The organism is Suicoccus acidiformans (assembly GCF_003546865.1).
GTDB classification, from domain to species: Bacteria; Bacillota; Bacilli; order Lactobacillales; family Aerococcaceae; genus Suicoccus; species Suicoccus acidiformans.
On record NZ_CP023434.1, the window covers coordinates 713,711 to 734,647 of the forward strand.

18 protein-coding genes are annotated in these 20,937 nt (G+C 42.8%); 17 read left to right on the forward strand and 1 reads right to left on the reverse strand.

What is annotated here, in order from left to right; all coding sequences use genetic code 11:
• Nucleotides 1-170 precede the first annotated feature (170 nt).
• The 17 genes from CL176_RS03450 to smpB all read left to right on the forward strand — a co-directional run bounded on the left by CL176_RS03450 (nucleotide 171) and on the right by smpB (nucleotide 19,845).
• Nucleotides 171-731: a YceD family protein gene (locus CL176_RS03450; protein WP_162890807.1), complete on the forward strand. Its 561-nt coding sequence runs from the start codon at nucleotides 171-173 to the stop codon at nucleotides 729-731.
• Between the two features lie 16 nt (nucleotides 732-747).
• On the forward strand, nucleotides 748-924 hold the full coding sequence (gene rpmF, locus CL176_RS03455) for a 50S ribosomal protein L32 (protein ID WP_118990075.1): 177 nt from the start codon (nucleotides 748-750) through the stop codon (nucleotides 922-924).
• Between the two features lie 186 nt (nucleotides 925-1,110).
• Nucleotides 1,111-1,986: a putative RNA methyltransferase gene (locus CL176_RS03460; RefSeq protein WP_118990076.1), complete on the forward strand. Its 876-nt coding sequence runs from the start codon at nucleotides 1,111-1,113 to the stop codon at nucleotides 1,984-1,986.
• Between the two features lie 67 nt (nucleotides 1,987-2,053).
• Entirely contained in the window at nucleotides 2,054-2,647 is a 594-nt protein-coding gene (gene clpP / locus CL176_RS03465; protein ID WP_118990077.1) for an ATP-dependent Clp endopeptidase proteolytic subunit ClpP, read from the forward strand.
• Between the two features lie 336 nt (nucleotides 2,648-2,983).
• Nucleotides 2,984-4,036 carry a sugar-binding transcriptional regulator gene (locus CL176_RS03470; RefSeq protein ID WP_118990078.1) on the forward strand — a complete coding sequence of 351 codons (1,053 nt, stop codon included), beginning with the start codon at nucleotides 2,984-2,986 and terminating at the stop codon, nucleotides 4,034-4,036.
• 24 nt (nucleotides 4,037-4,060) lie between these two features.
• Nucleotides 4,061-5,065, forward strand: a complete 1,005-nt coding sequence (gene gap / locus CL176_RS03475; RefSeq protein ID WP_118990079.1) for a type I glyceraldehyde-3-phosphate dehydrogenase — start codon at nucleotides 4,061-4,063, stop codon at nucleotides 5,063-5,065.
• Nucleotides 5,066-5,171: 106 nt separating this feature from the next.
• Complete coding sequence (locus CL176_RS03480) at nucleotides 5,172-6,362, forward strand: phosphoglycerate kinase (RefSeq protein WP_118990080.1); 1,191 nt, start codon at nucleotides 5,172-5,174, stop codon at nucleotides 6,360-6,362.
• A 27-nt stretch (nucleotides 6,363-6,389) separates the two neighbouring features.
• Entirely contained in the window at nucleotides 6,390-7,148 is a 759-nt protein-coding gene (tpiA, locus tag CL176_RS03485) for a triose-phosphate isomerase (RefSeq protein WP_118990081.1), read from the forward strand.
• A complete protein-coding gene (gene gpmI, locus CL176_RS03490; RefSeq protein WP_118990082.1) occupies nucleotides 7,148-8,680 on the forward strand; it encodes a 2,3-bisphosphoglycerate-independent phosphoglycerate mutase in 1,533 nt (510 codons plus the stop codon). Before tpiA ends, gpmI begins: the two co-directional genes overlap by 1 nt.
• Before the next feature lie 71 nt (nucleotides 8,681-8,751).
• Nucleotides 8,752-10,050 (forward strand): phosphopyruvate hydratase, encoded by a 1,299-nt coding sequence (eno, locus tag CL176_RS03495; RefSeq protein WP_118990083.1) that lies wholly within the window; start codon nucleotides 8,752-8,754, stop codon nucleotides 10,048-10,050.
• A gap of 123 nt (nucleotides 10,051-10,173) precedes the next feature.
• Complete coding sequence (spxB, locus tag CL176_RS03500) at nucleotides 10,174-11,952, forward strand: pyruvate oxidase (protein ID WP_118990084.1); 1,779 nt, start codon at nucleotides 10,174-10,176, stop codon at nucleotides 11,950-11,952.
• A 713-nt stretch (nucleotides 11,953-12,665) separates the two neighbouring features.
• Nucleotides 12,666-15,185: a LysM peptidoglycan-binding domain-containing protein gene (locus CL176_RS03505; RefSeq protein ID WP_118990085.1), complete on the forward strand. Its 2,520-nt coding sequence runs from the start codon at nucleotides 12,666-12,668 to the stop codon at nucleotides 15,183-15,185.
• Nucleotides 15,186-15,252: 67 nt separating this feature from the next.
• Complete coding sequence (locus CL176_RS03510) at nucleotides 15,253-15,768, forward strand: hypothetical protein (protein ID WP_118990086.1); 516 nt, start codon at nucleotides 15,253-15,255, stop codon at nucleotides 15,766-15,768.
• Nucleotides 15,769-15,846: 78 nt separating this feature from the next.
• On the forward strand, nucleotides 15,847-16,071 hold the full coding sequence (gene secG / locus CL176_RS03515; protein ID WP_118990087.1) for a preprotein translocase subunit SecG: 225 nt from the start codon (nucleotides 15,847-15,849) through the stop codon (nucleotides 16,069-16,071).
• A 198-nt stretch (nucleotides 16,072-16,269) separates the two neighbouring features.
• Nucleotides 16,270-17,022, forward strand: coding sequence for an alpha/beta hydrolase (locus tag CL176_RS03520; RefSeq protein ID WP_118990088.1), 753 nt, complete (start codon nucleotides 16,270-16,272; stop codon nucleotides 17,020-17,022).
• Between the two features lie 13 nt (nucleotides 17,023-17,035).
• Nucleotides 17,036-19,366, forward strand: coding sequence for a ribonuclease R (rnr, locus tag CL176_RS03525; RefSeq protein WP_118990089.1), 2,331 nt, complete (start codon nucleotides 17,036-17,038; stop codon nucleotides 19,364-19,366).
• A gap of 14 nt (nucleotides 19,367-19,380) precedes the next feature.
• Nucleotides 19,381-19,845, forward strand: a complete 465-nt coding sequence (gene smpB, locus CL176_RS03530; RefSeq protein WP_118990090.1) for an SsrA-binding protein SmpB — start codon at nucleotides 19,381-19,383, stop codon at nucleotides 19,843-19,845.
• A 120-nt stretch (nucleotides 19,846-19,965) separates the two neighbouring features.
• Here smpB and CL176_RS03535 read toward each other — a convergent pair whose 3' ends face one another.
• Entirely contained in the window at nucleotides 19,966-20,901 is a 936-nt protein-coding gene (locus tag CL176_RS03535; RefSeq protein WP_118990091.1) for a 2-keto-3-deoxygluconate permease, read from the reverse strand.
• Nucleotides 20,902-20,937: the final 36 nt, after the last annotated feature.

Below are 20,937 nucleotides of genomic sequence, written 5' to 3' on the forward strand. Positions count from 1 at the left end.
TGAGATCCCTCCTTAGCTTTACTATACACTAAAGTGGGACATTTTCATTTACGTTCACTTGAGACATTATCATTTGTGGATGAAATAATTCGCTAAAAAAATACAAAGAAGGATTGACAAGGATTCTATTCTTCAATATAATGAATCTTGTCGTTTTAGAGGTGAGAAAGATGAAATGGACGATTCGAGAAATTCGTGAGCATCCTGAAGAGATTGTTCCTTTTGATGAAACATCTGATATCAAAGCGGAATTAATCAAACGCGATGATTCGATTATCGATGTTGAACCTGTTCGGATTTCTGGGTATTTCGTTGAAGTTGATGAGAGTTTCCTCCTTCATGCTGAAGTGGAAGCAACTTTAACTGTACCTTCAAGTCGTAGTCTAAAACCCGTAACAATCGAACTCAATGTCCCTATTCGAGAGCGTTATGTCTACCCGAATAGTCAGGTGGCAATGGATACAACCGAAGAGGTTGTGCTGGAATTAGAAGAGGAAGCCATTGACTTAGCTGTTGCAGCTATCGATGCGATTCTCTTGAATATTCCTATGCAAGTATTGGCACCGGAAGAAGAGCAAAGCGATTTACCTTCGGGTTCAGATTGGACTGTTTTGACTGAGGAAGCGTTTATTCAACAGAAAGAACAAGAAAAAGCTGAATCCATTGATCCACGCTTTGCATCCCTCAAGACGCTACTCGAACAATCGGATACGAGTGAAGGAAAAGACTGATAATGGAGGTGTAATCATGGCAGTACCAAAACGTAAAACATCTAAAGCTAGCAAAAGAAAACGTCGTACGCATAAAAAATTAAGCTTGCCAGGCATCAATAGCTGCCCGAACTGTGGTGAATTTAAATTAAGCCACCGTGTATGTAACTCATGCGGTCACTATGATGGAAAGCAAGTTGCATCAGCTGAATAATTGTATTTGAGACCTGTGGATTCCGCAGGTTTTTTTGTTATGTTTAGTATAGTGTATTAATACTACTCCACAATCTGGAAGCGATCTATTCTAAGGCAGTAGCTTCTTATATGTTTAAAGGATAGGCAGTTGAGCAGATGGGAAGGATAAACTTTGCGATGGTATTAATATATCGGAGGTGGAAAGATGCTTTTAAGCAAGAAAGAGCGTACAAAGGCTTGGCTAATGGATGATGCACATCCGACTTTGCGCTGTATACACTGTCAGGGCCCTTTAGCCTTGGATGAGAGTAGCTTGGTATGTCCGCAGCAACATCGCTTTGATATTAGTCGGCAGGGTTATGTGAATTTATTGAAGGGTTCACTTCGCGATCAATATTCTAAAGAGCTTTTCCAAGCAAGGCGGCAAGTTATTGAAGACAGTGAGTTTTACCAAGCTTTACATGAGGCTTTGGCACAAATACTAATGGACTTCAAATTAGAGAGCAGGCCAGGTCTGGATGCTGGGAGTGGGGAAGCCAGCCACCTTTACCAGGTATGCCAAAGACTTATGACGTGTCCACCGGTCATCGCCATGGATATTACGAAAGATGCTGTGCAAATGGCTACGACTTATGCTGGAGATATGTTGCCTGTGGTGGGTGATTTAGGGAATATACCGGTGATGGACGCAAGCTTAGGTTGGGTGTTGTCGATTTTCTCACCGGCGAATTATCAAGAATTTAAGCGCATTCTTGATTCAGATGGTTTACTGATTAAAGTGCTTCCTAATGCCGGTTACTTAAGAGAAATTCGCCAGGCCATTCATAAGCTTTCGGGCAAGCCATTAGAAACATATAGTAATCAAGAGGTCTATGAGCATTTCGCCAAGCAGGTTAAAGTGCTTCACCAAGAACGTGTTGTTCAAGTGTGTCCCCTGAGTGATAGTGATTTAGGGGCGTTAGTTGAGATGACGCCGCTCACTTGGCAATTATCCAGTGAAGAGCGTCAAGGTCTTATAAGTAAATTAAAGGGCCGAGCGACTTTGGATGTTAGTATTCTTGTGGGACGCTTTGAAAAATAAGCATAGTCATTGACCTTTATTGACCAATCAGCTATACTACTTATAGTGAAAAAAAGGAGGATACCGAATGAATCTAGTACCTACAGTAATTGAACAAACATCGCGTGGTGAACGCGCTTATGATATTTACTCTCGGTTATTAAAAGACCGCATTATTATGTTAAGTGGGCAAATTGATGATAATGTTGCCAACAGTGTCATTGCTCAACTACTATTCTTGGAAGCACAAGACCCTGAAAAGGATATTTACCTTTATATTAACTCTCCAGGTGGGAGTGTGACTGCCGGGATGGCAATGTACGATACGATGAACTTTATCAATGCTGATGTGCAAACAATCGTTATTGGTATGGCTGCTTCGATGGCCTCTGTTTTACTTGCAGCAGGAACTAAAGGGAAACGCTTTGCCTTGCCGAATGCTGAAGTAATGATTCACCAACCCCTTGGTGGTGCGCAAGGTCAGGCGACTGAAATCGAAATTGCTGCGCGTCATATCTTACAAACGCGGGAGCGCTTAAATAAAATCTTGAGTGAAAAAACCGGCCAACCTATAGAAGTTATTGAGAAAGATACAGATCGGGATAACTTTATGACTGCTGAAGCAGCCTTAGAATATGGCTTGATTGATGCAATTATGGAGAATAATAAGAATATGAAGTAAGCGGACACTAACGGCTATATGGGCGCATCCATTTTTATGGGTGTGTCTTTTTTTGCTTTGTTAAGGAACTTACAAGCTACTAGAATATGGCTTATTATTTGGCTAATGATGGTCTTATCCTAAATATAGGCTGATTTGGGCAGGTACCGAAAGAAAGGGAGTCGAATAATTATGGACATAAAATGACCAGTAATAAATCTGAGTATTTCGTGTGAAGACCTTGCGATTTACTGATAGAAATGGTAGTATAGTGTTGTGACGAATATGAAGTTTTATGAGAACATTAGCTGACCAATAAAGTTTCACTTGGTCATTTTTTGTCCATAGGAGGGGCGCATGCAAGACATTCTGACAGTGCTCTCTGCACTTATGCCCGAATATGAGGAAGAACTGATACAAAGATTAGACCTGCTACGTCTTCTATCCCAGCAAAATAAGCGTTTGGGACGTCGGCACTTAGCCGAATTACTGCATACGACGGAGCGGCCTTTGCGAACCATTCTGCAAGCCTTGAAAGCAACAGGTATCGTGGATATTAATTCACGAGGGGTTATGTTGACAGAACGAGGTTTGGAAGTGTTAAACCATGCAGAATACTTAACGTATGAGGCTCAGCGTCGACCATTCTACCAAGCTGAACAAGGCTTAAGAGATAGACTAGGCATTCCCAATTGCGTGATTGTTCCTAGTAAAGGGCTTGATGAGGCTCGGGTATTTGAAGCGATGGGGCAGGCAACTGAAGAAGTATTGTTGAATCACTTACATGCCGCTAAGGCGGTCATCGCCGTAACAGGTGGAGCAACCTTATCGCATATCAGTCATGGTTTTTCCAAACGGTTGAGTGAGGGAAGGCAAGTGACTTTCGTTCCTACACGAGGTGGCTTGAGTGCGAGCGTTGAAATTCAGTCCACAAGTGTTGGTAGTATGATGGCTCAGGCAACTGGGGGCGACTATGTTCCTTTGTATATGCCGGAGAACATTGATTTAGCCACTTCTGAGAAGTTGTTAGAAGAACCTTCGATTGCTCAGGTTTTAGATCAGGGCAAGCACGCTGATTGCTTGCTGTTGAGTGTTGGTACGGCTGAGGTTATGGCAGAGCGCCGGAACTTAAATCCAAGCCAACAAGCTGAAATTTGTGAGCAAGGAGCGGTCGGGGAGGCTTTCGGTACTTTCTTTGATAAGCAGGGTCAAGTTGTGTTAAAATATCCTCGTGTGGGAATGCAACTGGAAGATTTAGCGAATATCCCACTAGTCACAACGATTGTCGCAGGCAGCGATAAAGCTGAAGCGATTAAAGCTTTCGCGCAATTAAGTCCACGTTTAGATTGGCTTATATGCGATGAGAGTTTAGCAGAAACGGTTTTAAATGGGGTAACCCTTTTGAAATAAAAATCCTTAAGGAGGAATTTGTGTATGGCAATTAGAGTAGCAATTAATGGTTTTGGACGTATCGGTCGTTTGGTGTTCCGTCGTATTGTTGAAACTGACTCAAACTTAGAGGTTGTGGCAATCAACGACTTAACTGACAATGATAACTTAGCTTACTTATTGAAATATGACACAGCTCATGGTCGTTTCGATGCAGATGTTGAATTACAAGGTGACAACTTAGTTGTTAACGGTAAAGAAATCAAAGTATTCGAAGAGCGTGATGCAAGAGATTTACCATGGGGCGACTTAGACATCGATATCGTTCTTGAGTGTACTGGTTTCTACACTTCTGACGAAGCTTCTCAAGCTCACATCGATGCAGGTGCTAAACGCGTATTAATCTCTGCACCAGCTAAAGGTGACGTGAAGACTGTTGTTCACGGAGTTAACCATGATGTATTGACAGCTGATGACAAGATTGTTTCTGCTGCTTCATGTACAACAAACTCTTTAGCACCAGTTGTTAAAGTATTACATGATAACTTCGGTATCAAGACAGGTACAATGATGACAGTTCATGCTTACACTGCAACACAAGTGTTACAAGATGGACCTAGCCGTAAAGCTTACCGTGATGGACGTGCAGCTGCACAAAACATCATCCCATCTTCAACAGGTGCTGCTAAAGCAATCGGTTTAGTTATCCCTGAATTGAATGGTCTATTAGACGGTGGATCATTACGTGTTCCTACAGTTACAGGTTCACACACTATCTTCTATTCATTATTAGAGAAGAAAGTATCTGTAGATGAAATCAACGCAGCGATGAAGGAAGCAGCGAACGAATCATTCGCATACAATGAAGATGACATTGTATCTTCTGATATCATCGGCTTCCCTGCAGGATCAATCTTCGATGCAACCTTAACTGAAATCCAAGAAGCTAACGATGGTTCACAAATCGTTAAGACTGTAGCATGGTATGATAACGAAGCTGGTTTCGTTGCAAACATGGTACGTACGTTAGAACACTTCGCTTCACTATAATTCGACGAATTGCATAAGTGTAGTTAAGCGTCTATCCAGACGAAAGGCGGGGAGGCAAGACGCTTCCTCGTTTTTTTATATATCGAATACCTTAAAGGAGAATATTATGGCTAAAAAGACAGTTAGAGATTTAGACGTAGCAAATAAAACCGTCCTTGTACGTGTAGACTATAACGTTCCTATGGAAGATGGCAAGATTACCGACGATAACCGTATGGTTCAATCCTTAGAGACTTTGAATTACTTAATGGACCAAGATGCTAAGCTTGTTCTTTTCGCACACATGGGTAAAGTTAAAACTGAAGAAGATAAGGCTAAGAATGATTTGCGTCCAGTTGCAGAGCATTTGAGTGAATTGATTGGTAAAGAAGTGAAATTCTCGCCAGAAACATCTGGTCCAGACTTAGAGGCAATGGTTAAAGGTCTTGAGCCAGGTGACGTGTTACTTGTACAGAATACGCGTTATGAAGATATTGATGGTAAGAAAGAATCTGGTAATGACCCTGAGTTAGGGAAATACTGGGCTTCTTTAGGTGATGTCTTTGTTAACGATGCTTTCGGTACAACACACCGTTCTCATGCTTCTAACGTAGGTATCGCATCACACTTAGAATCAGCGATTGGCTTCTTAGTTGAACGCGAATTGAAATTCTTCGGTGAAGCGGTTGACAATCCAGAGCGTCCATTTGTAGCGATTGTTGGTGGAGCAAAAGTTTCTGACAAAATTAACGTTATCGAGAAATTACTTGAGAAAGCGGATAAAGTACTTATCGGTGGTGGTATGGCTTATACCTTCTTGAAAGCTCAAGGTAAAGAAATCGGTAACTCCCTTGTAGAAGATGACCGTCTTGAAGTGGCCAAGAAAGTTATGGAAGAAGCCGGGAATAAATTAGAATTACCAGTAGATATCACTGTCGCTGATGATTTCTCAAACGATGCCAATACACAAATTGTTTCTGTGGATGAAATCCCAGCAGATTGGGAAGGCTTAGACTGCGGACCAAAAACAACAGAGAAGTATGCAGAAATCATTAAGACAGCTAAAACCATTGTATGGAATGGGCCAATGGGTGTTTCTGAAATGCCGACCTTTGCTAAAGGAACGATTGGTGTCTGTGAAGCGATTGCAGCGAATGAAGACGCAACGTCAATTGTAGGTGGGGGAGACTCTGCAGCGGCAGTTGCCAAACTTGGCTACGAAGATAAATTCACGCACATCTCAACAGGTGGCGGTGCTTCACTCCAATACTTAGAAGGCGCACCTTTACCAGGTGTTGAAGCAATCGACGATAAGTAAGACTTAATCAAGAAGAGGAGAGATTAAATGTCTAGAAAACCTATTATTGCCGGCAACTGGAAGATGAATAAAACAGCAAGCGAAGCGAAAGCTTTCGTTGAAGCGGTTAAAGATCAAATTCCAGCAGCCGACGTAGTTGATACAGTGGTTGGTTCCCCTGCTTTATTCTTAGAAACAATTAAAGCAGAAAGCCAAGAAACTGATTTAAAAGCAGCTGCACAAAACTGCTATTGGGAAGATGAAGGAGCTTTTACAGGGGAAACTAGCCCGAAAGCTCTGGCTAATTTAGGGGTTGAATATGTTATTATCGGTCACTCTGAGCGCCGTGAATATTTCGGTGAAACGGATGAAGACATTAACAAGAAAGCTAAAGCCATCTTTGCCAATGGTATGATTCCAATTATTTGCTGCGGTGAAACGTTAGAACAACGTGAAGCTGGCGAAACAGCAGATTTTGTATCTGGTCAGGTGAAAGCGGCCCTAGACGGCTTAACAGAAGAACAGATTGCAACAGCCGTTGTGGCTTATGAACCAATTTGGGCAATCGGTACAGGTAAATCATCTTCTGCCGAATTAGCTAATGAAACATGTGGCGTCGTTCGTCAAGCGATTGCTGATGTGACTTCTGAAGAAGTAGCTGAGAAAGTTCGCATCCAATATGGTGGCTCTGTTAAACCAGAGAATATCGCTGAATACATGGCTCAAGAGCATATCGATGGAGCTTTAGTTGGTGGAGCAAGTTTAGAGCCAGATTCTTTTGTCGCATTATTGGAGGCTGTTAAATAATGAGCAAATCACCTGTCGCATTAATTATTCTGGATGGGTTTGCTATTCGTGACGAAGTTAAAGGGAATGCGGTAAAAGCTGCAAAGAAACCGAACTTCGATCGTTACTGGAATACATTCCCGCACAATCAACTACGCGCTGACGGTGAACATGTTGGTTTACCTGAAGGGCAAATGGGGAACTCAGAAGTTGGACATATGAATATCGGTGCTGGTCGCATCGTCTACCAATCACTTTCTCGTATCAATAACTCCATCAAAGATGGTAGCATGTTTGAAAGCGAAGAGTTAATTCAAGCCATTGACCATGCAAAAGAGAATGGTAAAGCCCTTCATTTAATGGGACTTGTCTCAGATGGTGGGGTACACTCTCATTATGAGCATTTATTTGCCTTAGTTAGAATGGCTAAAGAACGTGGACTTGATAAGGTGTATATCCACGCTTTCTTAGACGGTCGTGACGTGGGTCCTTCGACAGCAGCAGGCTTCTTAGAAGATACTGAGAAAGTTTTAGCAGAAGTTGGCGTAGGTCAAATCGCAACGGTCTCAGGACGTTACTATGCAATGGACCGCGATAACCGTTGGGAACGTGTACAGAAAGCCTATGACGCGATTGTCCATGGTGTAGGTCCGAAAGAAACTTCAGCAGTTGAAGGGGTTCGCAAGTCATATGATTCTGAAGTTTATGATGAGTTCGTTGTACCATTCGTGGTAACGGACGAAAACGGTGAACCAATTGCTAAACTTGGCAATGGTGACTCTGCTGTCTTCTTTAACTTCCGTCCAGACCGGGCGATTCAACTTTCAACCGCTTTAAGCAACCCAGGCTTTAACGGCTTTGACCGAGGAGAAGCTTTACAGGACTTAACTTTTGTGACCTTTACGCCGTATTCTGATACCGTATTAAGTCAAATTGTTTATAAGAAAGAAGATTTGAAGAATACGATTGGTGAAGTTCTCCAAGATAACGGCAAGGCACAATTGCGTATTGCTGAAACTGAGAAATATCCACATGTAACCTTCTTTATGAATGGTGGTAGCCACGAAGAATTTAAAGGGGAAGAGCGCATTCTTATTCCTTCACCGAAAGTGGCAACTTACGACTTAAAACCAGAAATGTCAGCTTATGAAGTGAAAGATGCCCTAGTGGATAAAATCAATGAAGATACGATTGATGCTATCATCTTAAACTTTGCTAACCCTGACATGGTCGGACACAGTGGGATGTTAGAGCCGACTGTCAAAGCAATTGAAGCAGTCGACGAATGCTTGGGCGAAGTGGTAGACCTTATCCTTGCAAAAGGTGGTTATGCTATCATTACTGCCGACCACGGTAACTCAGATGAAGTTATTGATATAGAGGGTAACCCAATGACGGCGCATACAACAAATCCAGTACCAGTTATTATTACCAAAGAAGGAATCACCATCCGTGATGGCGGTATCTTAGCCGACTTGGCTCCAACAATGCTGGATTTATTAAATATTGAGCAACCAGAAGAAATGACAGGTCAAAGCCTTATTGAACATTAATTTTCATTGCTTTTCGATAAGAAAATGTCTACAATATGAATAGTAGATTGTGAATAAAAGGAGAGAAAAAAATGCCATTAATTACAAATGTTTATGGACGTGAAGTATTAGATTCTCGCGGGAATCCTACAATTGAAGTAGAAGTAACAACTGAAAGCGGCGCATTCGGTCGTGGTATTGTTCCTTCAGGTGCTTCAACAGGGGAACACGAAGCTGTTGAATTACGTGATGGTGATAAAGGTCGCTACCTTGGTAAAGGTGTAACTAAAGCTGTTGATAACGTAAACAACGTAATTGCAGAGAAATTAATTGGTTTAGATGTTCGCAACCAAATGGCGATCGACACATTAATGATCGAATTAGACGGCACAGCTAACAAAGGTAACTTAGGTGCTAACGCAATCCTAGGTGTTTCTATTGCTGCTGCACGTGCGGCTGCAGATTACTCTGGTGTACCTTTATATCACTACTTAGGTGGTTTCAATACAAAAGTATTGCCTACACCAATGATGAACATCGTGAACGGTGGTTCTCACTCTGACGCACCAATCGCTTTCCAAGAATTCATGATCATGCCAGTAGGTGCACCTACCTTCAAAGAAGCTCTACGTTGGGGTGCTGAAATCTTCCACGAATTGAAGAGCATTCTTTCTGGTCGTGGCTTAGAGACATCTGTAGGTGACGAAGGTGGTTTTGCTCCACGTTTCGAGGGTACTGAAGATGCTTTAGACACAATCTTAGAAGCTATTAAAGCCGTTAACTTAGAACCAGGTAAAGACGTATTTATCGCTTTAGACTGTGCTTCTTCAGAATTCTTCGAGGACGGTGTGTACAACTATGGTAAGTTCGAAGGTGAAGGTGGCGCGAAACGTTCTGTTGAAGAACAAGTTGACTTCTTAGAAGAATTGGTTAACAAATATCCAATTATCTCAATCGAAGACGGTATGGACGAAAACGACTGGGATGGTTGGAAAGCTTTAACTGAGCGTATTGGTGAAAAAGTACAATTAGTTGGTGACGACTTATTTGTAACTAACACTGAAAAATTAGCTCAAGGTATTGAATCTGATACGGCAAACTCAATTCTTATTAAAGTTAACCAAATCGGTACATTGACTGAAACATTTGATGCAATTGAAATGGCTAAGAAAGCTGGTTACACAGCCGTTGTATCTCACCGTTCTGGTGAAACGGAAGACGCTACAATTGCTGACATTGCTGTTGCAACAAATGCTGGTCAAATTAAGACAGGTTCATTGTCTCGTACAGACCGTATGGCTAAATACAACCAATTACTTCGCATCGAAGACGAATTGGGTGAATTAGCTGAATACCATGGCGTTGACTCATTCTACAACATCAATCGCTAATTGAATGATATAGCGTTTAAGCACCTTGCTCAGGCAGGGTGCTTTTTTGTGAGCATTATTCTTAGATTTATAGCAACAAAATGATAAGATGATATTGATAAATCTTAAAGGAGGATGCCTCATATGACAGAAAAGATGGTAAAAGCCGGTGTTGCAGCTTTACAGGTATTAGAAGGCTGGGGTGTAGATACGATATATGGTATTCCATCAGGAACTCTTAATTCCTTGATGGATGCACTCGCAGATGATTCACATCAGATTGACTTTATTCAAGTCAAGCACGAAGAAGTAGGCGCAATGGCTGCTGTGATGCAGCAGAAGTTTGGTGGTAAACTTGGGGTCGCTGTGGGGTCGGGTGGACCTGGGGCGTCTCATTTAATTAATGGCTTATATGATGCGTACATGGACGGGATTCCTGTTGTAGCTATCTTAGGCTCACGTCCGCAAAAGGAACTCAATATGGATGCTTTCCAAGAATTAAACCAAATGCCGATGTACGATCATATTGCAGTATATAATCGCCGGGTGGCTTATGCCGAGCAGTTGCCGAAGTTGGTTGATGAAGCTGCCAGACACGCCCTGGCTTATAATGGCGTAGCAGTCTTAGAAGTGCCTGGTGACTTTGGCTTCGTTGAAATCCCGGAAGACAGTTATTACTCATCTGGACCAAGCTATCAAGAACCTGCCCCAATTCCAGCAGATGAAGAGCGCATTCAAGCAGCTGCTGACATTCTTGCTCAAGCCGAACGTCCGGTAATTTATGCAGGAATAGGGACAATGGGCGTAGGCGATAAAGTAATGGAACTTTCCCGGAAATTGAAGGCTCCGTTGATTACTACCGGGAAGAACTTTGAAACCTTCCAATGGAATTATGAAGGGCTTCTTGGCTCGATTTACCGGGTAGGGTGGAAGCCAGCCAATGAAGCTATTTTAGAAGCCGATACAGTACTCTTTGTAGGCTCAAACTTCCCTTTTGCCGAAATTGGAGGAACTTTCCGGAATATTGAACGATTTATTCAAATTGATAATAATCCGGCCATGCTGGGTAAACGTCACGCAGCGGATGTTGCGATTCTGGCGGACGCTGGCCTTGCCTTGGATGCCCTTCTAGCAGTAATTGATGAAGTAGAAGAGACGCCTTGGTGGCGAGCAAATATTGCGAGTGCTAAGAATTGGCGCGACTACTTAACGAAATTAGAGACGAAGGAAGCCGGCAATTTGCAATTCTACCAAGTATACCATGCAATCAATAAATATGCTGATACAGATGCGATTTACTCCATTGATGTTGGGAACGTAACGCAGACATCAATTCGTCATTTGAAAATGACGCCAGCAAATATGTGGCGGACATCACCACTTTTTGCAACGATGGGTATTGCTTTACCAGGGGGTATTGCAGCGAAGCGGACTTATCCTGAGCGCCAAGTATGGAATCTAATGGGTGATGGGGCATTCTCCATGACTTATCCTGATGTGGTGACGAATGTGCGCTATGATTTACCGGTGATTCATGTGGTCTTTGCTAATAATGAATATGCCTTCATTAAGAACAAGTATGAGGATACGAATGAGACCACGTTTGGGACGGACTTTACGGATGTTGATTACGCTAAGGTTGGTGAGGCCCAAGGAGCTGTCGGTCTGACAGTCAATCGTATTGAGGAGATTGATCGTATCGTGGAAGAGGCAGTTGCTTTAAATAAGGCAGGCCGAACCGTTGTCATTGATGCTAAAATTACGCAAGATCGACCTATTCCTGTTGAGGAATTACAACTAGATCCTAAGCTATACACGGAAGAAGAAATTACGGCTTATAAAGCGAAATATGAAGCCGAAGCATTGAAGCCTTTCCGAGAGTACCTTGAGGCAGAAGGTTTAGCAAGTCGTTATATTTCATAAGGGACACCATTAAAGACTGCCCAGTGCAATCTAAACTCCCCCAAGATTATACATCTCAATGAACATAATTATGACTGAACCTTGATGGAACTGCATTTTTCAGCAGACGTTGAATAATTATACAATGCGGTTCAGTGTTATGATTTTTTGAAAGGTAAATTTCGCCTTATACTCACAAAATTACACAAATAAATAATTTACGAAATCATTCGAAAGCTTTTCCCGCAAGAACAGGATGATCTGGCGTATATAAGAGCCTTGGAGCGTAGCTGATGAGACGGTTGTTGCTTTCATGCGTAAGTAAGTGAAGCGACTTAAGCTCTGAGCTTCGGCTTCGCCTACGCCTACGCACTTGAGTCTCTAGGCATTCGTTTCACGAATACTAAGCCACTCATCTTAGCATGCCAAGACGCAAGCCTCTTGCCAAACAAGGGCTGGAGTCTGCTATGGGCTTCTTCGAATCGGTCTTTGCTGAGTTAGACTCCTAAGTGTGTTAGAGGTCCTTGCAGGAAAATCTTTTGAATTATGGAGTAAATTATTTATTTTTATTTCTTGTGTTGTATAAACTAGGGAGAATTTACGGTGCAAATGCATTTGGGTGTTTTTTCTGCCTTCTAAGTTGTTAACTAGTTGTCACTCATTTGTAACTCATTTGTAGTATTAAATATATATAATTTTTTTGATATAAACCATACTCAAAAGGAGAACTAAGTGTGGAAAATACATATAATTTGTTATCAAAGAAAAATTTAACATACTCAGCCTCTATCCTCGTTGCAGCTTTAGCCTTTGCTGGCCAAGCCTCAGATGTTCAAGCACAAGAAGCAGCCCAAGTGGATGCAACTGTTCAAAGTTCCTTAGAAGTGACTACCAGTGAAACTCAAACAGAGACGCCCCAAGCTTCTCAAGTCGGTACTTCAGTAGATAGTGTCTCCCTTGTGACAGCTGAAGTACCAACGAGTTCAGACGTTGTTGAAACAGGATCCTTAGATATTGAGGAATCATTAGGCCAAGACGTTCAACCAGCCGAAGCCCAAGCCCAATCGACAGGGATACAAGAGCGTCAAGTTGCCTCCTATGCAGCCACCATTGTCGAACCAGAAGCGACATATACACCGAAACGTCATCAAGTTAAACACGGTGAATATTTATATTCCATTGGTCAGCGTTACGGCGTAAGCGTTCAGAATTTAAAGGACTGGAATAATTTAAATTCTAACGTCATCTATAGCAATATGAGTTTAATTGTGGAGAAACCTGTTGCGAATTCTGTGGCATCAACGCCAGTAAGTCAGACGCAAACTGCACCGGTTAGTACTTCACAAGTAGCACCGCAGACCTATACGATTCAACGTGGCGATTACTTAAACAAGATTGCCCGCCAACACGGCGTGAGTGTCGCTGACTTGAAAGCATGGAATAATTTAAGCTCGAACTTAATTCATCCAAACCAGAAGCTATATGTATCGAATCCAAATGTGAAGCCCGCAGTAAGTAACCAACCAGTAGCGAAGCCACAAGCTCAAGCACCAACCCCAAGTGCAACGCAAGCTGCCCAAACATACACAATCCAACGTGGCGATTACTTAAACAAAATTGCTCGTCAACACGGCGTGAGTGTCGCCGACTTGAAAGCATGGAATAATTTAAGCTCGAACTTAATTCATCCAAACCAGAAGCTATATGTATCGAATCCAAATGTGAAGCCCGCAGTAAGTAACCAATCAGTAGCGAAGCCACAAGCTCAAGCACCAACCCCAAGTGCAACGCAAGCTGCCCAAACATACACAATCCAACGCGGTGATTACTTAAACAAGATTGCCCGTCAACACGGCGTGAGTGTCGCCGACTTGAAAGCATGGAATAATTTAAGCTCGAACTTAATTCATCCAAACCAGAAATTATACGTGTCAAATCCACGGGTACAAGCTAAACCAGTTAGCCAACCAGAGCCGACAGCACCCAAACCGGTAGCTACTCAAACCCAAGCTGCCCAAACATACACAATCCAACGCGGTGATTACTTAAACAAGATTGCCCGTCAACACGGCGTGAGTGTCGCCGACTTGAAAGCATGGAATAATTTAAGCTCGAACTTAATTCATCCAAACCAGAAGCTATATGTATCGAATCCAAATGTGAAGCCCGCAGTAAGTAACCAACCAGTAGCGAAGCCACAAGTTCAAGCACAAACTCCAAGTGCAACGCAAGCGGTTCAAACATATACAATCCAACGCGGTGATTATTTAAACAAAATTGCCCGTCAACACGGCGTGAGTGTTGCTGATTTAAAGACTTGGAATAATTTAAGCTCGAACTTAATTCATCCAAACCAGAAGCTATATGTATCGAATCCAAATGTGAAGTCGTCTCCTGCAGGGTCCGCCCAAGAAACCAAGGGAAGTAATAATGAATCAACTCAAGCACTTACGACACCGCAAGCGCCAACGCGTGTGGCTCAACCAGCTGCTGTCCCAACTGCACCGAAAACCCATACGGTTCAAAAGGGTGAATACTTATACTTAATCGCGAAACGCCACGGCGTATCGGTTGATCAATTGAAACAGTGGAATAATTTGTCATCGAATACACTTTACACAGGTACAAACCTTATTGTGAGTGATCCAACGAATGTTCGTGGCAATGTTGTGGCTCAAGAGAGTGCGATTGCAGATAAGTCTATGACATATCCTGCTCTTGAAGAGAATGTACGCTTAGCCCGCCAATTAAATGTTCCTTTCTTATCTCAACATGACCCACGTTGGAAAGACGCACCTTATGGTAATGACGTTAGTCGTACCATTTGGGAGAATGGTTGCGGGATTGTTTCCTTAGCTATGGTTGATAGTTACTTCAAAGGCGAGTTATCGAATCCAGCAGATATTACCAAATGGGCTGGTTTACGCCACTATCAAGCGGGTGCAGGAACCAAGTGGAGTATTTTCCAAGACTTTGCTAATCAATATGGCTACAAGATGGTAAACCACGGGAACAACTTTGACTCAGCAGCAGCTGCTATCCGTAACGGAAGCGTCGGAATTACTTCGGTTCAACCTGGTTACTTTATTAACGGTGGTCACTTAATGGTTCTGCGTGGGGTGGATAATGGGCTGGTTTATGTAAACGACCCATATGACAGTCCTAAGCGGAAGAAGCAAAACTCGTTTAAAGGACATAATGAAAGCTATATGCGCCGTGATGGACGTAACTATTGGACATTTAGTAAAAGTTAATAAATTTTAGGCGCTAGGATAAGGATCTTATCCTAGTGTTTTTTTCAAGTTTGAAGGGAGGGTATAGATGCAGTCACATTATTTAGAATTATCGCCACATGAAGATGGGAAACGATGGATCGCTGAGATTACCGGACCCGATGAGGCCTTTGGACTAAAGCGTGAATTTCAGCCGGAGATAACACCAGGTGTTTATCAAATATTTGATGGGTATTATCAAATTCATGGAATATTTCCCGGTATTACGCCTTTTCAGAAGGAATATGTTATTGTACAAGATGGTCAGATGACTCGCCGGGTATCTTATCAAGTGATTCGTCAGAATATTCCGGCAATTGTAGCCTATACACCTCAACGTAAAGAGCGCCTTATCTATCAAATTAAAGAGCAATTTAAAGAGATTTATGAAGCGGCGCCTTATTATTTCGTTCAAGAAGAATTGCTGCAACAAGAAGAGAGTCTAGGAATGGTAGATACATCAGAAGCATTACTTCATGGACTCACAACAATCCTTAAGCAGAAGGATCAAATGATAGCCTACTACCAGAAGGCGCATGAGGCCGGCTATGACGCGTGGGGGTAAATAATTTGGAATTATCATAGAGATTATACTAACTTTATGCTACAATAGAGCGGTAGACTATAAAAGGAGGCAAGCCCTTTGTACACAGCATTACAAACAGCTCTACTTATTGTATCTGTATTAATCATCATATTAGTTATTATGCAACCATCGAAAAGCAATGCCGCAAGTATGCTCTCAGGCGATGATGGTCAACCGAAGACAAAAGCTCGTGGCTTTGAATCATTCCTTATTCGAGCAACCACAGTGCTAGCAGTACTATTCTTTGTCCTTGCAATTGCCATGGCAATGATTGCCAAGTAATGAATCATGAATGACAGAATTTCTTCTAATTCTTCTTGCGTTATGAACCGGAAGGATTGGAAGATTTTTTATGTTTGGTTACTTTAGCTACCGAAACAAGAAGGTGGGCAGCTAGTCGGATATTTATTTGCATAAGCTTGTGCTTTGACTTTGTAGGATACTTTAGTAAGATTAAGAGGAGAGACTGGAGGAAGTAAGATGAACCAAACACCGTTTAAGGGAGCGAAATTCTATGAAAATAATAGTAGTCCATTAGGCCTTGTGTTCTTACATGCTTATACGGGGACCCCGAATGATTTTAACTTAATTGCACGGCAATTAAATCGTGAAGAAGGCTATGAAATTTTAAGTCCGCTCTTCAAGGGCCATGGCACAGCCAATGTGTCAGATTTATTTGAAGCTAGTCCGGAAGATTGGGTCCAGGAAGCTGCCGAAGCGATTTATTGGATGCGGCAGAGACATGAGGATGTTCTAGTCTTTGGTTTATCCATGGGAGGAATTATCACCACCCAGATGCTAGCGGAAAACCAAGGCGATGTTCGAGGTGGCGGTGTCTTTAATTCTCCGGTTCTGACGAAGAAGCCAGTTGACGTGACGCGCTTTTTTAAGCAGTATGCCCAGGCCATCTATAAGCGCAATCAAGGTCTAGAAGCCTACCAGGCAGATGAAGCAGAGCTGGTTGCCAAGCATCAGGCGCAAATGGCCGATTTGGAAGACTTTAAAGCGCATCTGCAACCAAAGCTTAAGCAAATTACACAGCCCTTCTTCTTAGCACAATCAGGTCAAGACGAGATGATCGATGCCTCAGATGCAAGTTTATTAAAGCAAGCTTTAGAGAATGCAGATGTTCAGTCACACTGGTATCCAGACAATACGCATGTTATTACTGTTAATCGCAACCGAGATGCATTTGTCGAAGATTTAACAGCCTTTATTCAGTCATTTATCTAGAAAGGTGGTCCATATGGCCCTATCAAAATTAGAAAGAAGCATCCTCGAGGTATTGCAGGATAATCCAGACCATGCTTACACAACTCAAGAATTATCGAGTATATTCAATTACCGTGGCAGCAAAAACTACAAGAAACTGGTCAAAGCCTTAGCCTTTCTTGAACGGATTGAAGAAGTATATGTTACCCCCCAAGGGAAATTTAAAACTAAGCAAAATCAAAGTCGTATTGAAGGTGTCTACCGGGCAAATGAACGAGGTTTCGGCTTTATTGAATATGCACCAGACGAGCCCGATTTCTTTGTCCCCCGCGGCCGCTCAGGCGGAGCCATGAATGGTGATCGGGTGGAAGCACGTGTTATTAAGCATGTCGACCCAGCAACAGGCAAAGGGTCCGAAGCAGAAATTATTCGCGTCATCGAGCGCCAACAAAGTCAATTAGTAGGTGAATTCATCCAATACGACCAAAGTCAGCGGGAAGAATCGGGTTATATTGGTTTTGTGGAGCCCCAAGGTACCTTTCCAAGTGAAACCCGGGTTTATATTCTGCCAGAAGGCGTACATCCGGCAGCGCATAGTATAGTTACGCTGGAGATTAAGACCTACCCAACACCTGATAAGCCCCATCAAATGGTCGGCTATGCTACCCGCGAAATTGGCCATAAAGATGCCCCTGGTGTAGATATTCTGACGATTCTGTATCAATTTAATATCCCGACTGAATTTCCTGAAGAAGTCTTAGAGGAAGCGAGCCAAGTACCACAGACAATTCAAGCAGAAGATTTAGATGGCCGAGTCGATGTGCGCGATCAGCTTGTCTTTACCATAGATGGGGCGGATGCTAAGGACTTGGATGATGCGATAGGCTTAGAGGTACTCGAAGGAGGACGCTACCGTTTAAGTGTACATATTGCAGATGTATCGCATTATGTACAAGAAGGTAGTCCGATGGACTTAGAAGCATATGAGCGGGGGACATCAGTTTACTTAACGGACCGCGTTGTTCCTATGCTTCCTCAGCGACTATCCAATGGGATTTGTTCATTAAATCCACGTGAAGACCGCTTGACTTTAACGTGTGAGATGGTCATTAATTCCCAAGGTCACGTTGAATCGCATAAAATTTACGAGAGTGTGATTCATTCAGATTATCGGATGACTTATGATGATGTCAACGAAATTATTGCCGGTAACGAAGCTTTACGCGAGACTTATGCGGAAATTACGCCAACGATTGATGCCATGGTAGACTTGCATCATATTCTAGAAGACATGCGGATTAGCCGTGGGGCTTTAAATTTCGATACGGAAGAAGCATATATTAAAGTCGATGAAGATGGTCATCCTCTAGATATTCAACTTCGGGAGCGTCAAACAGGCGAACGTTTAATTGAATCCTTTATGCTTGTAGCTAACGAAACCGTCGCCAAAGATTTCAAAGACCGGCAGTATCCTTTTATTTACCGGATTCATGAACAGCCGGATACCGAGAAATTAGACCGTTTTGCGGAATTTATTACGTCTTTCGGTATGATTCTGCGAGGGAATACGGAGAATATGCGTCCGAAACAACTGCAAGAAGTGATGGCCAAAGTAGCAGACGAGGCGTATGAGCCGGTCGTATCGATGATGCTCTTGCGCAGTATGCAACAAGCCAAGTACAGTGAGGAACCTCATGGGCACTATGGTCTAGCGGCTCAAGACTACACCCACTTCACCTCACCGATTCGCCGCTATCCTGATTTAATTGTTCACCGACTTATTCATAAATATCTAAAGGGCCAACCAAGTGGTAAAGAGCGTACTCGCTTAGAGAAGCGCCTGCCAGTTATCGCAGACCACTCTTCCAAAATGGAACGCCGGGCAGTTGAAGCCGAGCGTGAAACAGATGCCTTGAAGAAAGCCGAATTTATGGCGGATAAAGTGGGCGAGCAGTACGAAGGTATGATTACCTCAGTTACAAATTTCGGTATGTTCGTGCAAATGCCTAATACCGTTGAAGGATTGATTCGTCTCGATGGTCTAGATGATTACTATAATTTCCATCCTGATCACTTAATACTTGTTGGCGAGCGTAAGGGCGGCATTTTCCGCATTGGCCAAAAGGTAACCATTGAGGTGGAACAAGTCAATATTGATGAGCGTCAAATTGACTTCAAACTTATCGATGCAGAAGCTGTTGATCCAGCCGATGTAAATATCCAACCCCAGAAAGCTAAACGCTCAGATCGCCAAAAACAACATGGCAAATCTCGCCGCAAGAAGTCCCAAGACCATAAAAGTAAACAAAGAAGCCGCAAAGGTAAAGCAAAGAAACAGAATTTCAAATTAAGAAAACGTAAATAGAAAGGAGCGAGCTGATGGCTAAACAACAAACAAAAGACAAGCCCCTTGCACAAAATCGTAAGGCGCGACATGATTACGAAATCTTGGAAACTTTTGAAGCGGGCTTAGCCCTCAAAGGCACGGAAATCAAATCCGTCCGCAAAGGCAAGATGAATATTCAAGATGGATATGTCTCCTTTAGAAACGGTGAAGCTTGGCTCAAACAAGTTCATATTAGCCCCTATGAACAGGGAAATATCTTCAACCATGATCCCCTGCGTGACCGTAAATTACTCTTACATAAACGCCAAATCATTCAACTGCACAACGAAGTCAAGCAAAACCGCTATACTGTCGTGCCATTGAAGGTATATCTCGTTCGCGGACGGGCCAAAGTTCTAATCGGCTTAGCTCGCGGTAAGAATCGCTATGACAAACGCCATGCTCTTAAAGAGCAACAAGCTAAAAGGGATATTGACCGTGCATTAAAGGCGCGATAAGAATTGAAACGTCCCCAAAGCAAAAAAGCAGCCACATTGTACTGCCCCCCCAAATGTTAGACAACAAATCTAACATTTAGGGGGCAGTACACATGCCATAAGGCAGTGACTGCTTTTTTGCTATGCTTCGGGATGGTTGGTCTTATCTAAACGTTTGGCTAAGATAGGTGTAATTAAGCTGGTTAAGACAACCCCTAAGGCGATTTGTGCGGTGGCACTTTCGGCAAAAGGAGCAAGTGCCGGGTTCGATGCAGCCATCAGTGTTGGAACTGATACGGACATACCAGCAATGGAACTCATGGCAATTGCCGAAATACCGTCTTCATGGATGAATTTGCGCTCAACGAAAAGAATCGGGATCATTATTAAGTAATAAAGCGCTGTGATAAGTACCCCTTGAAGCCCAGCTTGGGCAGCACTTAAGAGGTTAATGCCTGCTCCGAAAACCCAGCCCATAAAAGGTGTTAGAACAACTACACCTGGACGGAAGAAGTCAGCCATATCTTTATCTAAGTTACCCACAATCATTCCGAAGATGATTGGGACTAGGGTAGAGATAATTGGTGTCCAATCAATCGCAGATGTTTGGGCAACACTGAAGACGAGCATCGGATAGGCTGGCACACAGAAAAGTCCGACTAAACCAAAGGCCCCCTGGTCATCTTCTGTCCCAAAGTCTTGCTCTAAGGCGAGGTAAAGCGAAGGGTTTGTACTACAAATCGCAGCGACTAAAGCAACAGCAGTAATGCCAAAGATTCCTTCAAGCCCGAAGAAACGGATATAGAGGAAGGCAACCGCCACACAAAGCACGGTTTTAATTAGAAGTAAGGTACCTTGCTTTTTCAACACTTTCATCAAGCGCTGAACGTCAAGCGTCGCTCCCGAGCAGAAGCACGTTGCAGCAACGACATAGTTAATACCATTCGTTGTAAAAAGTGCTTCACTCATACCGCCGAGATTATGGAAGAAGTCTGATGCAATCGTATTCACGAGGGCAGCAGCCAACATTGGGATTAAAAGTAATCCACCAGGAATCTTCTTCATGAATTTGTACATTTCAACATTCCTTCTTTCGAATTATTTATATTAATC

What these genes read in the sequence shown, in the direction of transcription:
- CL176_RS03520 (WP_118990088.1), top strand. Translation starts at nt 16,270, where the DNA reads ATGAACCAAACACCGTTTAAGGGAGCGAAATTCTATGAAAATAATAGT.
- CL176_RS03510 (WP_118990086.1), top strand. Translation starts at nt 15,253, where the DNA reads ATGCAGTCACATTATTTAGAATTATCGCCACATGAAGATGGGAAACGA.
- gap (WP_118990079.1), top strand. Translation starts at nt 4,061, where the DNA reads ATGGCAATTAGAGTAGCAATTAATGGTTTTGGACGTATCGGTCGTTTG.
- CL176_RS03480 (WP_118990080.1), top strand. Translation starts at nt 5,172, where the DNA reads ATGGCTAAAAAGACAGTTAGAGATTTAGACGTAGCAAATAAAACCGTC.
- eno (WP_118990083.1), top strand. Translation starts at nt 8,752, where the DNA reads ATGCCATTAATTACAAATGTTTATGGACGTGAAGTATTAGATTCTCGC.
- rpmF (WP_118990075.1), top strand. Translation starts at nt 748, where the DNA reads ATGGCAGTACCAAAACGTAAAACATCTAAAGCTAGCAAAAGAAAACGT.
- CL176_RS03460 (WP_118990076.1), top strand. Translation starts at nt 1,111, where the DNA reads ATGCTTTTAAGCAAGAAAGAGCGTACAAAGGCTTGGCTAATGGATGAT.
- rnr (WP_118990089.1), top strand. Translation starts at nt 17,036, where the DNA reads ATGGCCCTATCAAAATTAGAAAGAAGCATCCTCGAGGTATTGCAGGAT.
- smpB (WP_118990090.1), top strand. Translation starts at nt 19,381, where the DNA reads ATGGCTAAACAACAAACAAAAGACAAGCCCCTTGCACAAAATCGTAAG.
- gpmI (WP_118990082.1), top strand. Translation starts at nt 7,148, where the DNA reads ATGAGCAAATCACCTGTCGCATTAATTATTCTGGATGGGTTTGCTATT.
- CL176_RS03535 (WP_118990091.1), bottom strand. Translation starts at nt 20,901, where the DNA reads ATGTACAAATTCATGAAGAAGATTCCTGGTGGATTACTTTTAATCCCA.
- tpiA (WP_118990081.1), top strand. Translation starts at nt 6,390, where the DNA reads ATGTCTAGAAAACCTATTATTGCCGGCAACTGGAAGATGAATAAAACA.
- spxB (WP_118990084.1), top strand. Translation starts at nt 10,174, where the DNA reads ATGACAGAAAAGATGGTAAAAGCCGGTGTTGCAGCTTTACAGGTATTA.
- CL176_RS03470 (WP_118990078.1), top strand. Translation starts at nt 2,984, where the DNA reads ATGCAAGACATTCTGACAGTGCTCTCTGCACTTATGCCCGAATATGAG.
- clpP (WP_118990077.1), top strand. Translation starts at nt 2,054, where the DNA reads ATGAATCTAGTACCTACAGTAATTGAACAAACATCGCGTGGTGAACGC.
- CL176_RS03450 (WP_162890807.1), top strand. Translation starts at nt 171, where the DNA reads ATGAAATGGACGATTCGAGAAATTCGTGAGCATCCTGAAGAGATTGTT.